Genomic DNA, 13,442 nt, shown 5'->3' with positions numbered 1-13,442 from the left:
GAATAGTCCGCGCTGGTTGCCGGACCTAGCGCCCGCTGGAGAAGTCCGTAGAGATTCGCTCTGCCGTGGCCACGATTTCCTTCCGCACGGACTCGAGGTAGGCCTCGCGGTCCGGCTTGGCGGCCACTGACTGTGCCTGCAGCGAGACGTTGACGGCGGCCACCACCTTCGGGCCGTGATAAACAGGCGCGGCCACGGACATCAGGCCCAGTTCGAGCTCCTGGTCCAGCAGGCACCAGCCCTGAGCCCGGACTTTATCCAGGACGGCAAGCAGGTCCTTCACCGTGCCAACCGCGCGCGGGGTGAGCGGCTTGATCTCCGCCGCGGCCAGGTACTCCTTCAGCTGCTCCGGCGGGAGCCCGGCGAGCAGCACCCTGCCCATCGAGGTCGCATACGCCGGGAACCTGGTCCCCACAGTGATGCCGATGGTCATAATCCGGCGGGTGGTGACCCTGGCGATGTAGGCGATGTCGGTTCCGTCCAGCACCGCTGCCGACGTCGACTCCCCCAGCTTCAGGGACAGCTCTTCAAGGTGCGGCTGGGCCAGCTGCGGCAGGGAGAGACCTGAAAGGTAGGCGTAGCCGAGCTGCAGCACCTGGGCCGTAAGCGCGAAGGTCTTGCCGTCGGTCCGGACGTAGCCGAGCTCCACCAGCGTGTGCAGGAAACGCCGGGCCGTGGCGCGAGTTAGATCCGTGCGGGCAGCCACCTCGGTGAGCGTCATGTCGGCATGTTCGGTGTCGAACGCGCGGATCACCGCCAGCCCGCGCGCGAGCGACTGCACATACTGGTCACTCGCCGCCGGAGGCGCCCCGTCCTTCGACGGGCGGCCCGCACGAGGCGTGGTCCCTGTTGCTGCGTCGGTCATGGTTACCAATCCTAATCGCCGCGAACGGACACTTCCGGCCCCGCCCACACACGCGCGAACTGGCAGCTGATGCCCTCAAAACCCGGGTTTGCGGTCATTTGCTGCCGGTTCGCCGGGACGTGGGGAAAGCGTTACTGCTCGACGGCGGGGGCTGCTGTGAGGGGGACGGGCACCAGGGCCTGGAGTTCTTCGAGGGTGCAGCCGAAGGTTTCGCGGACGCGGACGCCGTCGGGGCCGGTGAGGAAGACGGCCTTGTCCGTGTACACGCGGGTCACGCAGCCCACCCCGGTGAGCGGGTAGGTGCAGGCCTCCACGATTTTGGAGGCGCCTTCGCGGGTGAGGAGGGTCATCATGACGAAGACGTCTTTGGCTCCGGTGGCGAGGTCCATGGCGCCGCCGACGGCGGGGATCGCGTCGGGTGCTCCGGTGTGCCAGTTGGCGAGGTCGCCGGTCGCGGAGACCTGGAACGCGCCGAGGACGCAGATGTCCAGGTGGCCGCCGCGCATGATCGCGAACGAGTCGGCGTGGTGGAAGTAGGACGCCCCCGGGAGCTCGGTGACGGGGATTTTGCCGGCATTGATGAGGTCCCCGTCGATCTGGTCCCCGGTGGCCACCGGGCCCATGCCCAGCATGCCGTTCTCGGTGTGCAGGGTGATGTTCTGCTCCGGCTTGAGGTAGTTGGACACCAGGGTCGGCTGGCCGATCCCGAGGTTCACGAAGGATCCCGGGGCGATGTCGCGGGCCACCATGCGGGCGAGGTCGTCGCGGCCCAGCGGCGTTTCGGACGTCTGGATGCTCGTCTCTACAAGGCTCATCTCAGGCCACCTGTTCTGCGGTGCCGGCGGCGGCAGCACCGCTGGAATCAATACGGACAATGCTGTTGACGTAGATGCCGGGGGTCACGATGTTCTCCGGGTCCAGCGCACCGGTGGGCACGATCTCGGACACCTGGACCACCGTGTGCTTGGCCGCGGCGGCCATGATCGGGCCGAAGTTCCGGGCCGTCTTGCGGTAGACCAGGTTTCCGACGCCGTCGGCCTTCAGCGCCTTGATCAGGGCGACGTCGGCATGGATGGGCGTCTCGAACACCTGGCCGCGGCCCTCGATAATGCGGGTTTCCTTGCCCTCGGCCAGCATGGTGCCGTACCCGGTGGGCGTGAAGAACCCGCCGATCCCGGCTCCGGCGGCGCGGATGCGCTCGGCCAGGTTGCCCTGCGGCACCAGCTCCAGCTCGATCTGCCCGGCCTTGTACCTGGCATCGAAGTGCCAGGAATCGGACTGCCGCGGGAAGGAACAGATCATCTTCCGGACCCGGCCCTCCTTGATGAGCAGCGCGAGGCCCTGGTCGCCCTGCCCGGCGTTGTTGTTCACCACGGTCAGGTCCGTGGCGCCGGACTCCAGCAGCGCGTCGATCAGTTCGAACGGCTGGCCGGCGTTGCCGAACCCGCCGATCATCACCGTGGAGCCGTCCCTGACGGCCGAGACGGCCGCCTGGACGGAATCTACAAAGTTCAGCATTTCCCTACGCCTTTCCAGCGGTGACGTTTTCGAGTACAACGGCAAGGCCCTGGCCGACGCCGATGCAGATCGCCGCCACGCCCCAGCGCTGACCGGAGGCCTGAAGGGACCGGGCGAGGGTGCCCAGGATGCGGGTGCCGGACGCGCCCAGCGGGTGGCCCATCGCGATCGCGCCGCCGTGCCGGTTCACGATTGCCGGGTCGATGCCCCAGGCGTTGATGCAGGCCAGGGACTGTGCGGCGAACGCTTCGTTAAGTTCGACGGCGCCCACCTGGTCCCAGCCGATGCCCGCCTTCGCGAGGGCCTTGTTTGCCGCCTCCACGGGTGCGAAGCCGAAGAACTGGGGATCGTTGCCGTGCGCTCCGCGGCCCGCGATCCGGGCCAGCGGCTCCAGGCCGAGGAGCGATGAAGCGTTCTCGGACCCGATCCAGGCCGCGGACGCGCCGTCGGACAGCGGCGAGGCGTTGCCCGCCGTGACCGTGCCGCCACTGGTGCTTCCCGATGCAGCGTCGGCAGCCTCGGCGCGGAACACTGTCTTCAGCCCGGCCAGCTTCTCCGCGGAGGAACCCGGGCGGATGCTCTCATCACGGACCAAGTCGGTGCCCGGCACGGGGGCCACCAGGTTGTCGTAGAACCCTTCGTCCCACGCCGCGGCGGACAGGTTGTGCGAGGCAGCGGCGAACTCGTCCTGCTGGGCCCGGGTCACGCCGTACTTCTCCCGCAAGCGTTCGGTAGCCTCGCCCAGGGAAATGGTCCACTCCCTGGGCATGGCCTTGTTGACCAGGCGCCAGCCCAGCGTGGTGGACGCCAGCGTCATGTCTCCGGCCGGGTAGGGCTTCTCCGTCTTCGGCAGCACCCACGGCGCCCGGGACATCGACTCGGCCCCGCCCACCAGGACCAGGTCGGCGTCGCCGGCGTTGATCTGCCGGGACGCGATGATCGCCGCGTCCAGCGATGAGCCGCACAAACGGTTGACCGTGGTGCCGGGGATCGAGACCGGCAGCCCGGCAAGCAGTGTGCCCATCCGGGCGATGTTGCGGTTCTCCTCGCCGGCGCCGTTGGCGTTGCCGAAGACCACCTCGTCAATGCGCTCCACATCCAGCCCGGGCACCCGGCGAACGGACTCGGCGATCACATGCGCGGCAAGGTCATCGGGACGGACCCCGGCAAGGCCGGAGCCGAACTTCCCGAACGGCGTGCGTACAGCGTCGTAAACAAAAGCCTGATTCATGAATTCCTCGAGTTCTCTGGGCCCAACTAGGTAGCACCTCAGGGCGTTCTGAGGGCTCAGAACGCCCTCAGCTGCTACTTAGTTGGGTGGGGTGGGGGTGTTGTCGGCCCGGCGCCGTCCATGGCAGGGTCGTCCATTTCATCGAAGACCTGCTGGGCCGTCTTGAAGGCCGTGTTGGCGGAGGGAACTCCGCAGTAAATGGCGGTCTGCAGCAGGATTTCCTTGATCTCGTCCCTGCTCAGCCCGTTGGTGATGGCCGCGCGGATGTGCATGGCCAGCTCTTCCCAGTGCCCGTGCGCAACCATTGCGGTGATGGTGACGGCGGAGCGTATCTGGCGCGGCAGGCCCGGACGGGTCCAGATGCCGCCCCACGCGATGCGGGTGATCATGTCCTGGAAGTCCTCGGTGAAGGCGTCCTTCTTGCCGTTCGCCCGGTCCACGTGCGCGTCGCCGAGCACTTCGCGCCGGACCACCATGCCGCCGTCGTAGATCTCCTGGCTGGTGGCGTCCGGCTGGACCACACCGTTTCGCTCGGCGCCGCTCACTTGGCAGCTCCGCGGGTTTCGGTCCAGGAAATGAGGCTCCGCATCAGCTCGGCCACGTGGGCGGGCGCCTCGGCGGGCGCCAGGTGCGCCACACCTTCCAGCGTGGCTGCGGAGGCGGTGCCGCCGCCGGCGGTGATTCCGGCGGCCGCCTCTTCGGCGAACGACGGCGGGGCCACGCCATCCAGCGCACCCGCCACCAACTGCGTCGGGACGGTGATGCTGCCGAGCTGGTCGCGCACATCGAAGGCGGCCAGGGCCTCGCAGCAAAAGGCGTAGCTGTAGCGGTCGGCGTCGCGCAGGGAGTGCAGGAGACGGCTGCTGAGTTCGGGTTCGCGGTCCATGAACCCGGGGGCAAACCAGCGTTCGGCGGAGCCCTGGATCATCACGGGAGTGCCCTGGGTGCGCACGGTCTCGGCGCGTTCCAGCCAGCCTTCGGGGGTGCCGATCTTGGCACCGGAGCACTGCACGGAGAGGCTCTTGAGCCTGTCGCCGTGCTTGATGCCCAGCTGCAGGCCGGTGGCTCCGCCGAGGGACACGCCGGCGTAGTGGAACCTCTCGCCGGGGGCGATCGAGTCGACAAGCTCGACGACGGCGTCAGCCAGGTCAGCGACGCTGAACGTTTCGGCGGCCGGGGCAGAGACGCCGTGGCCGGGCAGGTCCCAGGCGACGACGTCGTAATCGTTGCCCAGGAGCGAGCCGGCCTGGGTCCACAGCACCGATGAGGTGCCGAGCGACGGGCCGACGATCAGGAGCGGTTTGTCCCCCAGCGCACGCTGGGGGGAAAGCAGCACTGCCTTAACTGCTGGTTTAACCACGGGAATCTCCGTTTCCGTCTGGTTCGGTTGAAGTAAGCGCAAATTCCGGGAAAGCCGCCAGGATCCGCCGCGAGATCCCGGCTGCCTGACCCAGGTAGTTGGCGGGATCGAGCAGTTCCTCCAGCTGGGTGTCGGAAAGCGTGTCCGCGGGGACGGCCTCGCGCAGCAGCCGGCGGTAGGTGGCGGCCTGTTCGGCTACCGGTGACTGGAGCGTCTTGTCGACGACGGCCTGCAGCTGCTGCTTTCCGTCCAGTCCGGCTTCTCCGGCGGGAAGAAGCGGTGCGACCGCGGCGGACACGCCCTCGCTGAGCAGCAGCGGACCGGACAGGTCCAGGTTCCGTCGCATGCCGTCAGGGAAGACCTGCAGCCCCTCCGCGAGTTCCCGAATGGGGCCGGCGGCGCCGAGGGCCAGTGCGAGCAGCTGGCGCAGGGCCGGCCATTCGGTGTGCCATGCTCCGTCAGGGCGTTCGTCGTTGAAGGTTGCCGCGGCAAGGTGCAGCTGCGCAGCCAGGCCGGGGGCCTGGAGGGCGGCGCTGCGGACCAGCACGGACAGCACGGGGTTCTGCTTCTGCGGCATCGCCGAGGAAACTCCGCGGCCCGGGGCGCGCGGTTCGGCCACTTCGGCCACCTCGGGACGGCTCAGGAACAGGACATCCGCGGCGATCTTGCCGAGCGCGTCCACCACGGAGGCGACGGCGTCGCCGAGCGACGTCACGGCCAGCCGGTTGGTGTGCCACGGTGCCGGAGCGCCGGCCAGGCCCAGCTGGGTGGCCAGCGCGTCGGAGAGTGCGAAGGGGTCGGTGGCGGAGCCTGACGTAAGAACAGACCCAGCCGCCAGTGTGCCCGCCGCACCACCGAACTGCACGGGCAGCTCCAGTGCCTCGAGCCGGCGTGCCGCGGCCGCCAGCCCATGGAACCACTGCGCCGCCCGAAGCCCGAACGTGAAGGGCAGCGAGTGCTGGGTCAGGCTCCTGCCGACGCACAGCGTGTCTGCATACCGCTGCGCCAAGCGGGAGAGCGCCCTCGTCGTGCCTTTCACGTCGGCGAGCAGCGCCGCGACGGTGTTGCGGGCTACCAGCATCAGGGCCGTGTCCAGCACGTCCTGGCTGGTCAGCGACGTGTGAACGGCTTTTGCTGCGCCCACACCCCCAGTGTCCAGCGCCTTGACCTGGGCCCGGAGGTCGGCCAGCAGCGGGATGACCGGGTTTCCGCCGCCCTGCGCCCGCCGGGAAATACCGGCAAGATCGTACCGGGAGGCATCGGCAGCGTGGGCCACCATTGCAGCGGAACCGGCGGGAGCGAGGTCGTGCTGCTCCAGCACTGCGGCCCAGCCGGCCTCGACGGCGAGAATCGCCGCGAGGACGGCCCGGTCACCGGCCAGCGCGGCCACCAGGGGCGACGCCGACACAGGACTGAGCAGGCCAACGTCGCCGTTCAGTCCAGCATCGCCGTGGAGCGCGGCACCCCCGTGAAGGCCACCGCCGGTGCCCGCTGCCTGGAAGCCGGTCACTTTGCGGCGCCCCTGGTTCCGGTTCCCTCGAAGTCGAGGAAGACGGTTTCGCCCTCACCCTGAAGTCGGATGTCCCACGTGAGCCCGCCATCGGCGTCGCGGCGTGCGATCAGCGTCTTGCGGCGCTCGGGGTCAAGCGAGGACAGCAGCGGGTCCTTCGCCAGCGCTTCCTCGTTCTCCGGCAGGTAAACGCGGGTGAACAGGCGGTTCATCAGGCCGCGGGCAAAGACGGCGACGGAGATGAACGCTGCTGCGCCGTGTTCGGTGGGGCCCGGGTTCACCGTGGTGAAGGTATAGACGCCGGTGTTGCCCACGGCGCTGCGGCCGAAGCCGGTGAAGGTGTAACCGTCCCGGACCAATGAACCGGTTTTGTGCACGACGTTGCCCTCGGCGTCCGGCTGCCAGATTTCGAGGATGGCGTCCGGGATCGTGTGTCCGGCGCCGTCGTAGACGGTGCCCTGGAGGCGGATGGAGCCCGCAGATCCGGGGGCCAGCAGCTCGCGGTCCTTGTCGTAGGGCAGGGCGTAGCCGTAGAACGGGCCTACGGTCTGGCCGGGGGTGGGAACCAGCTTGGTGGAGTTACTCATGGTCGTCACCTTCCGCGCCCAGCGCCTCGTTCTCGGTCCAGGTCCGTTTGGAGCCCGTCAGGACGATGTCCCATCTATAGCCCAGCGCCCATTCGGGCTGGGTCAGATCGTGGTCGTAGGTGGCCACGAGGCGGTCGCGGGCATCCTGGTCCACGATCGACTGGTAGATCGGGTCCAGCGGGAACAGCTGGTCGCCCGGGAAGTACATCTGCGTGACGATCCGCTGCGTGAACTCCTGGCCGAACAGCGAGAAGTGGATGTGCGCGGGACGCCAGGCGTTGACGTGGTTCTTCCACGGGTAGGCGCCCGGCTTGATGGTGGTGAAGCGGTAGGAGCCGTCCGGGCCGGTGATGCAGCGGCCCACACCGGTGAAGTTGGGGTCCAGCGGTGCGGGGTGCTGGTCGCGCTTGTGGATGTAGCGGCCGGAGGAGTTGGCCTGCCAGATCTCCACCAGCTGGCCGGCTACCGGGCGGCCGTCGCCGTCGAGCACGCGGCCGGCGACGATGATGCGTTCGCCCTGAGGTTCCCCGTTGTGCTGGATGGTCAGATCCGATTCCAGGGCGTGGACGTCCTGGTGGCCGAACGCCGGGGAGTACAGTTCAATGGTTTCCGGGTCCGCGTGGTGCAGGTTCTTGGTGGGGTGGCGCAGGAGGCTGCTGCGGTACGGCGCGAAGTCCAGGCGCGGCTGGGTTTCCGGCGCTGCACCGTCCTTCAGCGCCCGGGCGTAGGCGTCTCCGATGGCCTTGATCTCCGCGGTGAGATCCTGCTGGGTTTCCACGCGCGGCGCTTCAGCGGGGACGGCCGTCGGGGCGGCCGGGGTTGCGGGTACTGCGTCCGACAGGTCCTCGGTCAGCGCGTCGGCGTTGTACGTTGCGAGATTCACGTCTTCAGGCACAGCAGCCTCCTTTCAATCTGTGGTTGGGCGATCTTTGTGGACTGGGCAGCGGTTGGTTACTTGGTCAGTTGGTGCAGGTGGTCGTACTGGACGGCGTGGCGCACCGGCGCATTGGGCGCCCCGTAGCCGTCGTAGTTGCCGCGGCGTTCCACCATTTCGAAGAACACGCTGCCCACCGTGGCGGTGTAGAAGTGCAGGAACTCGCCGTCGGCGTCGCGGTCGTACAGCAGGTTGAGGTCCCGGAGCGTGTCCAGGAAACCGGACTCGAGACCGAAGCGGGCGTCCAGGTCCTCGTAATAGTTCTCCGGGATCTGCAGGAAGGCCAGTCCGCGGTCGCGGGCGGCGCGGGCTGTTGCGACCAGGTCATCCACCGCGAAGGCGATGTGCTCCTGGTACGTCTTCCGCGGGGCGGTCCCCGCGTCCGCGCCGTCCTGCTGGATGACCGGGGCCAGGTTCAGGACGAGGCGCACGTCCCGGTCGGAGGTCTGCATGACCTGCGACCGGACCAGCCCGCTGGGGCTGGCGACCTCGGCGTACGGCTGCGGCTCCAGCGCCAGGGCGCTCGTGTAGAAGAGGACGGCCTCATCGAAGTGCTGCCACGGCTGGGCCAGGTTCACGTGGTCGATCACCGCGGTCCGGGCGCCGGACGGAACCTCCAACCCCTGCCCGAATTCAGCAGTCCAAGCAGCCGTCCCGTCCGGGTTGCCCTGGCACAGGAAGATCTCGGTGGAGTCGGGGGCGGCGAAGCCCTGGAACACTTCCTCGTTGGCCTGGCTCTTCCGGGGAACTACGGGAGCCTTGAGCTGCTGGGCCCGGGCGGAGGCAATCACCGGAGAGTCCACGTCAAACCCCAAGGCGGCAATGGCGGGTTCAGCCGCCGCGGGGGCCTGTTCGTTGATGATTACGCGGGCGTGCCCCATGGTCCACAGCTGGACGTCCTTGGTGCGGTGCCGTCCGTTGAACTCGAAGCCGAGCTGGCCGAGTACCTTTTCCAGCACTCCGGTGTCCGCCGCCTTGACTTCGGCGAAGTTGAAGCCGGCGGGCTCTGCCACCTGCGGGAGGGTGGCCAGTTCCATGGGATAACGACGGCGGCCAGGGGCTGAAGGACCACCAGCCACAGCGCCTGTGGCACCTCTGTTGACGCCCGGCGCGTTCGTGTCCAGCCACTTGGCGCTCTGCTCCTCCAACCAAATCAGCGAGCGCATCGCGTCGACGGCGGTGCGTTCGACGTCGGACTGGCGGAAGACGTCGTTGAAGACCTCAAGCGACACCGGTCCGGTGTAGCCGGCGCGGACCACGTGGCCCATGAACTTGGCGAGCTCGAACTGGCCCTCGCCCGGGAAGACACGGTAGTGCCGGCTCCAGGAGAGCACGTCCATGGAGAGCTTGGGGGCGTCGGCCACCTGCACGAAGAAGATCTTGTCCGCGCTGATGCTCTCGATCGGCGCGGTGTTCCAGTCCCGGGACAGGATGTGGAAGGAGTCCAGGCAGGTGCCGAGGTTGGGATGGTCCACCTTCTCCACGAGGCGGTGGGCGTGCTCGTAGTCGTTGACGTACTTGCCCCACGCGAGCGCCTCGTAGGCAACCTTGACGCCATGCTCGCCAGCGAGGCCTGCGAGGGCGGCGAGCTGCGCGGCGCGGAGGTCGTCGTCGTCGATGGTGGCGGTGGCGACGTTGGTGCAGACCAGGATGGTGTCCATGCCCAGCCGGGACATGAGCCGGAACTTGGCCTCGGCCCGGCGGAGGTTGGCGGCGAGCAGGTCCTCGGTCACGCTGTCGAAATCCCGGAAGGGCTGGTAAAGGTCCAACGTGAGGCCCAGGTCAGCGGCCATTTTGCGGACGTCTTCGGGGCTGAGCGAGGAGGTGACCAGGTCCTGCTCGAAGATTTCGATGCCGTCGAAGCCCGCGATGGCGCAGGCCCGCATCTTTTCCTTCAGCGTGCCGGAGAGGCAGACGGTGGCGATTCCGGTGCGCATCAGACGGCCACCTCTTCCGCGGCGATGAGATCCAGGAAGTGGGCGCGCATCCGTTCGACGTTTGGCTCGAGTCCGGTGAAGATCCGGAAGGCGTCGGCGGCCTGGCCCACGGCCATGCGTCCGCCGTCGAGCACCTGGCAGCCCTTGGCGCGCGACTCGCGGACCAGCTCGGTTTCGATCGGGCGGTAGACGATGTCCGCCACCCAGTGCCGGGGCTCGACGAGCGCCATGTCCAGCGGGGTGCCGGGGTGGGCGGCCATGCCCACGGGGGTGCAGTGCACCAGCCCGTCGGCGGCGGCCATCAGCAGCGGCAGCTCCGCCGTCGTGCGCGCGGTGACGGTGCGGTCCGGGAAGAAGCCGGCCAGTTCGGCGGCGCGTTCGGCGCAGCGCGCCGGATCCATGTCCACGAGCTCCAGCGTCTGCACGCCGGCGGTGAGCAGGGCGTAGGCGACCGCGGATCCGGCGCCGCCCGCTCCCAGCTGCACCACGCGGTCCAGCTTGGCGTCCGGAAGTCCGGAGGCAAGGGCGGCGGCAAAGCCGGAAAAGTCGGTGTTGTGGCCGATGAACCGGCCGTCCTGGATCACCACGGTATTGACGGCGCCCAGCCGTTCGGCGTCGGGGGCGATCTCGTCGAGGTGCTCGAGGACCAGCTGCTTGCACGGGTGCGTGATGTTCAGCCCGTTGAAGCCCATCCGGTAGGCGCTTTGCAGCAGGTCGCCGACGGCGGTGGCCGGCATGTCGAGCTCGTGCAGGTCGATGGGCCGGTACAGGTAGCGGACGCCCTGGACGTCGCCTTCGCGCTCGTGCATGGAGGGCGAGAGCGACGGCATCACGCCGTCCCCCACAAGTCCTATCAGGTAGGACTCGGTTCGATTGCTCATGCGTGCGGCTCCTTTGACAACGGCACTCTGCCGGCTCGGGCGCCTGCTGCGCCCCGTGCTGGCCGGGTGATACGGATAACAGTACAGCAGAAGTTCATATTATGCACTCTTGTTCTGCATACGAACAAGGGGTGTGTGGGGCACCTGTTCCTGGTGCGTCTTAGCGCTGGGGCAGCCGTGCGGAAAGCTCGACGGCGGCCGCCTGCAGCAGGGGAACCAGCGCCACCAGCGCCTCCATACTGAGCCGGAACACCGGAACGGCCGTGGCCAGGGACGCAAAGGCGACGCCCTGGGAATTGAAGACGGGCACCGCCACGGCACGCATGCCCAGCTCGTTTTCCTCATCCATGACCGCGTACCCCTGCCGCCGAACCTTCTCAATCTCCGCGCGGAAGGCGTCCCGGTCGGTGATGGACAGGGCGGTCAGCGGCTCCAGCGGAAGCTCCTCAAGCAGCTTTTCCCGGTCCTCGTCCTCGGCGAAGGCGACGAGCGCCTTGCCGACGGAGGTGGTGTGGAGTGCGCCGAGGAAGCCGGGGTCGCTGGTGACGCGGAACGTCTGCGGGCCGTCCACCTTGTTTACGGTGAGGTGGTGGATGCCGTCACGGACGGACAGGATGGTGGCCTCCCCCGTCTCCTCGGTGACGCGGCGCAGGATGGGCAGCGCCGTGCCGGCAAAGCCGTGGTGGTTGGAGACCCGCTGGCCCAACTGGAAGATGCGCAGGCCAAGGTGGTAGCGGCGCCCGTCCGGCTCGTAGTCCACAAAACCGTCGCGGGTAAGCGAGCCGAGGAGCCGGTAGGTGGTGCTGAAGGGGAGGTCCGCGCGGCGGGAAATCTCGGCCGCGCTGGCGCCGCGGGGCTCATCCCCCAGCAGGACCAGCAAGCCCAGCGCCTTGCCCACCATGTCGGTGCGGGATTCCCCCTTGGCGGGCTTCACTTCTTCGGCGGGGGTATTTGCGGCCGCGGCGGGGGTATCCGGGGAGGCGTCTTCGCCTGTGGCTTCCTTCACACTCATAGTCTGATGTTGCCATAATGTGAGAGCTATTTCTAGATCGCGAGCAAGTTTGTTGACAGGTGACTGCCCTCACAGCCATCATTGCTGTATCGCGCAAGTAGCTCTCACCATGTGGCTACTGAGTCCGGGTCTTTCCAAGGACCTCCAGCCGCCCCTCCCCCAAAAGGACTGCGGCCGCGACCCTGATCTGTCCCGCGACAACGTCGTCCCCCTGAAGGAACACCCATGAGCCAGACCACCCAGTCCACTACGGCGGGCACTGCTGCCCCGGCCGGGACACCGAAGAAGGCAGCCCTTGCCAGTTTCCTCGGCAGCGCCGTCGAGTATTACGACTTCTTTATCTTCGGCTCGGCAGCCGCGCTGATCTTCCCGCACGTGTTTTTCCCGAACGCAGACGCCAATGCCGCCATCATGTCCTTTGCGACCTTCGGCTTTGCTTACGTCGCGCGGCCCGTCGGCGCCGTCATCCTGGGCCACTTCGGCGACCGGGTGGGCCGGCGCAAGGTCCTCATGTTCACCCTGGTCCTCATGGGTGCCTCCACCTTCCTGATCGGCTGCCTGCCGGACTTCAACACGGTGGGCTGGTGGGCTCCGGCGCTGCTGGTGCTGGCCCGCCTCTGCCAGGGCCTCTCCGCGGCCGGTGAACAGGCCGGCGCATCCTCCATGACCCTGGAGCACGCTCCGGACAACCAGCGCTCCTTCTTCACCTCGTGGACCCTCACCGGCACCCAGGGCGGCCAGATCCTGGCGGCCCTCGTCTTCATTCCGGTCCTCGCCCTCCCGGACGAGATCAAGTACGGCATCGGCTGGCGCATCCCCTTCTGGCTCAGCGCCGTGGTTGTGATGGTCGCGTTCTTCATCCGCCGCACCCTGCACGAGCCGCCGGCCTTCGAAGCCGCCCAGAAGTCGGCGCAGATCGCCAAGCTGCCCGTGGCAGATTTGCTCAAGGCCCACTGGCGCGACGTCCTCCGCGTCATCTGCTGCGCCTTCATCTCCGCCGTCTCCACGGTGTTCGGCACCCTCGCCATCAGCTACGCCAAGACCGTCGCCGGCGTGGACGGCACCACCACCCTCTGGCTCGTGGTGGGCGCCAACCTCGTGGCCCTGGGCACCCAGCCGCTCTTCGGCAAGCTGGCCGACCGGATCGGCCGGAAGCCGGTCTACATCTACGGCGCACTGTCCAGCGCGGCCCTTGCCCCGCTGTTCCTGCTGAGCCTCGAATCGGGCAACGTTCCGCTGATGTTCCTGGCCGCCATCGCCTTCTTCTCCTGCGGCTATGCCGCAGCGAACGCCGTCTGGCCGTCCTTCTACGCCGAGATGTTCAGCACCAAGGTGCGTTTCTCCGGCCTGGCCATCGGCACGCAGCTCGGCTTCCTGATGGCCGGTTTCGCTCCGGCCATCGTCGCGGCCATGGGCGGCATCAAGCCCGGCGGCTGGGTGCAGATCAGCATCTTCACCGCGGTCATCTGCGGCGTCGCCGCCATCTCGGCCCTGACGGCCAAGGAAACCTTCAAGGTTCCCACCAAGGAGCTCGGGCTCAAGTAACAACCAGAATTACGACGGCGGTCCACCCCTTTTCTGAACGGGCGGACCGCCGTCGGGCTTTA

The 13,442-nt window shown here is 68.0% G+C and carries 13 protein-coding genes; 1 reads left to right on the top strand and 12 read right to left on the bottom strand.

Going from position 1 to position 13,442, the window contains the following annotated elements; all coding sequences use genetic code 11:
* Nucleotides 1-25: 25 nt before the first annotated feature.
* The 12 genes from G9E11_RS03495 to G9E11_RS03440 all read right to left on the bottom strand — a co-directional run bounded on the left by G9E11_RS03495 (nt 26) and on the right by G9E11_RS03440 (nt 11,835).
* A complete protein-coding gene (locus tag G9E11_RS03495; protein WP_190602939.1) occupies nt 26-865 on the bottom strand; it encodes an IclR family transcriptional regulator domain-containing protein in 840 nt (279 codons plus the stop codon).
* Between the two features lie 131 nt (nt 866-996).
* Nucleotides 997-1,680: a 3-oxoacid CoA-transferase subunit B gene (locus G9E11_RS03490; protein ID WP_190602937.1), complete on the bottom strand. Its 684-nt coding sequence runs from the start codon at nt 1,678-1,680 to the stop codon at nt 997-999.
* A gap of 1 nt (nt 1,681) precedes the next feature.
* Nucleotides 1,682-2,383 (bottom strand): 3-oxoacid CoA-transferase subunit A, encoded by a 702-nt coding sequence (locus G9E11_RS03485; RefSeq protein ID WP_190602935.1) that lies wholly within the window; start codon nt 2,381-2,383, stop codon nt 1,682-1,684.
* Nucleotides 2,384-2,387: 4 nt separating this feature from the next.
* Nucleotides 2,388-3,614: a thiolase family protein gene (locus G9E11_RS03480; protein WP_190602933.1), complete on the bottom strand. Its 1,227-nt coding sequence runs from the start codon at nt 3,612-3,614 to the stop codon at nt 2,388-2,390.
* Nucleotides 3,615-3,688: 74 nt separating this feature from the next.
* Complete coding sequence (gene pcaC, locus G9E11_RS03475) at nt 3,689-4,159, bottom strand: 4-carboxymuconolactone decarboxylase (RefSeq protein WP_190602931.1); 471 nt, start codon at nt 4,157-4,159, stop codon at nt 3,689-3,691.
* On the bottom strand, nt 4,156-4,974 hold the full coding sequence (locus G9E11_RS03470; protein ID WP_190602930.1) for an alpha/beta fold hydrolase: 819 nt from the start codon (nt 4,972-4,974) through the stop codon (nt 4,156-4,158). The genes pcaC and G9E11_RS03470 overlap by 4 nt, the downstream gene beginning before the upstream one ends.
* Complete coding sequence (locus G9E11_RS03465; protein ID WP_190603612.1) at nt 4,967-6,412, bottom strand: lyase family protein; 1,446 nt, start codon at nt 6,410-6,412, stop codon at nt 4,967-4,969. Before G9E11_RS03465 ends, G9E11_RS03470 begins: the two co-directional genes overlap by 8 nt.
* A 68-nt stretch (nt 6,413-6,480) precedes the next feature.
* The gene (gene pcaG / locus G9E11_RS03460; RefSeq protein ID WP_190602928.1) at nt 6,481-7,071 is read right to left on the bottom strand and encodes a protocatechuate 3,4-dioxygenase subunit alpha; all 591 of its coding nucleotides are present in this window, start codon (nt 7,069-7,071) and stop codon (nt 6,481-6,483) included.
* Nucleotides 7,064-7,912, bottom strand: coding sequence for a protocatechuate 3,4-dioxygenase subunit beta (gene pcaH, locus G9E11_RS03455; RefSeq protein ID WP_194717878.1), 849 nt, complete (start codon nt 7,910-7,912; stop codon nt 7,064-7,066). Before pcaH ends, pcaG begins: the two co-directional genes overlap by 8 nt.
* A gap of 110 nt (nt 7,913-8,022) precedes the next feature.
* Nucleotides 8,023-9,942: a bifunctional sugar phosphate isomerase/epimerase/4-hydroxyphenylpyruvate dioxygenase family protein gene (locus G9E11_RS03450; protein WP_190602925.1), complete on the bottom strand. Its 1,920-nt coding sequence runs from the start codon at nt 9,940-9,942 to the stop codon at nt 8,023-8,025.
* Entirely contained in the window at nt 9,942-10,823 is an 882-nt protein-coding gene (locus G9E11_RS03445; protein WP_190602923.1) for a shikimate dehydrogenase, read from the bottom strand. The genes G9E11_RS03450 and G9E11_RS03445 overlap by 1 nt, the downstream gene beginning before the upstream one ends.
* A 160-nt stretch (nt 10,824-10,983) precedes the next feature.
* Nucleotides 10,984-11,835 (bottom strand): IclR family transcriptional regulator, encoded by an 852-nt coding sequence (locus tag G9E11_RS03440; protein WP_190602921.1) that lies wholly within the window; start codon nt 11,833-11,835, stop codon nt 10,984-10,986.
* A gap of 225 nt (nt 11,836-12,060) precedes the next feature.
* Between G9E11_RS03440 and G9E11_RS03435 the strand changes: the two genes are divergently transcribed.
* The gene (locus G9E11_RS03435; protein WP_190602919.1) at nt 12,061-13,380 is read left to right on the top strand and encodes an MFS transporter; all 1,320 of its coding nucleotides are present in this window, start codon (nt 12,061-12,063) and stop codon (nt 13,378-13,380) included.
* Nucleotides 13,381-13,442 lie beyond the last annotated feature (62 nt).

It is taken from the genome of Arthrobacter ipis, assembly GCF_014694315.1.
Lineage (GTDB): Bacteria > Actinomycetota > Actinomycetes > Actinomycetales > Micrococcaceae > Arthrobacter > Arthrobacter ipis.
Note: the sequence above shows the minus strand (reverse complement) of the source record. Positions and strands in the feature narration are given on the sequence as shown.

Coding starts and splice junctions, on each gene's coding strand:
- G9E11_RS03435 (WP_190602919.1), top strand. CDS start 12,061: ATGAGCCAGACCACCCAGTCCACTACGGCGGGCACTGCTGCCCCGGCC.
- G9E11_RS03480 (WP_190602933.1), bottom strand. CDS start 3,614: ATGAATCAGGCTTTTGTTTACGACGCTGTACGCACGCCGTTCGGGAAG.
- pcaG (WP_190602928.1), bottom strand. CDS start 7,071: ATGAGTAACTCCACCAAGCTGGTTCCCACCCCCGGCCAGACCGTAGGC.
- G9E11_RS03440 (WP_190602921.1), bottom strand. CDS start 11,835: ATGAGTGTGAAGGAAGCCACAGGCGAAGACGCCTCCCCGGATACCCCC.
- G9E11_RS03485 (WP_190602935.1), bottom strand. CDS start 2,383: ATGCTGAACTTTGTAGATTCCGTCCAGGCGGCCGTCTCGGCCGTCAGG.
- G9E11_RS03490 (WP_190602937.1), bottom strand. CDS start 1,680: ATGAGCCTTGTAGAGACGAGCATCCAGACGTCCGAAACGCCGCTGGGC.
- G9E11_RS03445 (WP_190602923.1), bottom strand. CDS start 10,823: ATGAGCAATCGAACCGAGTCCTACCTGATAGGACTTGTGGGGGACGGC.
- G9E11_RS03450 (WP_190602925.1), bottom strand. CDS start 9,942: ATGCGCACCGGAATCGCCACCGTCTGCCTCTCCGGCACGCTGAAGGAA.
- G9E11_RS03495 (WP_190602939.1), bottom strand. CDS start 865: ATGACCGACGCAGCAACAGGGACCACGCCTCGTGCGGGCCGCCCGTCG.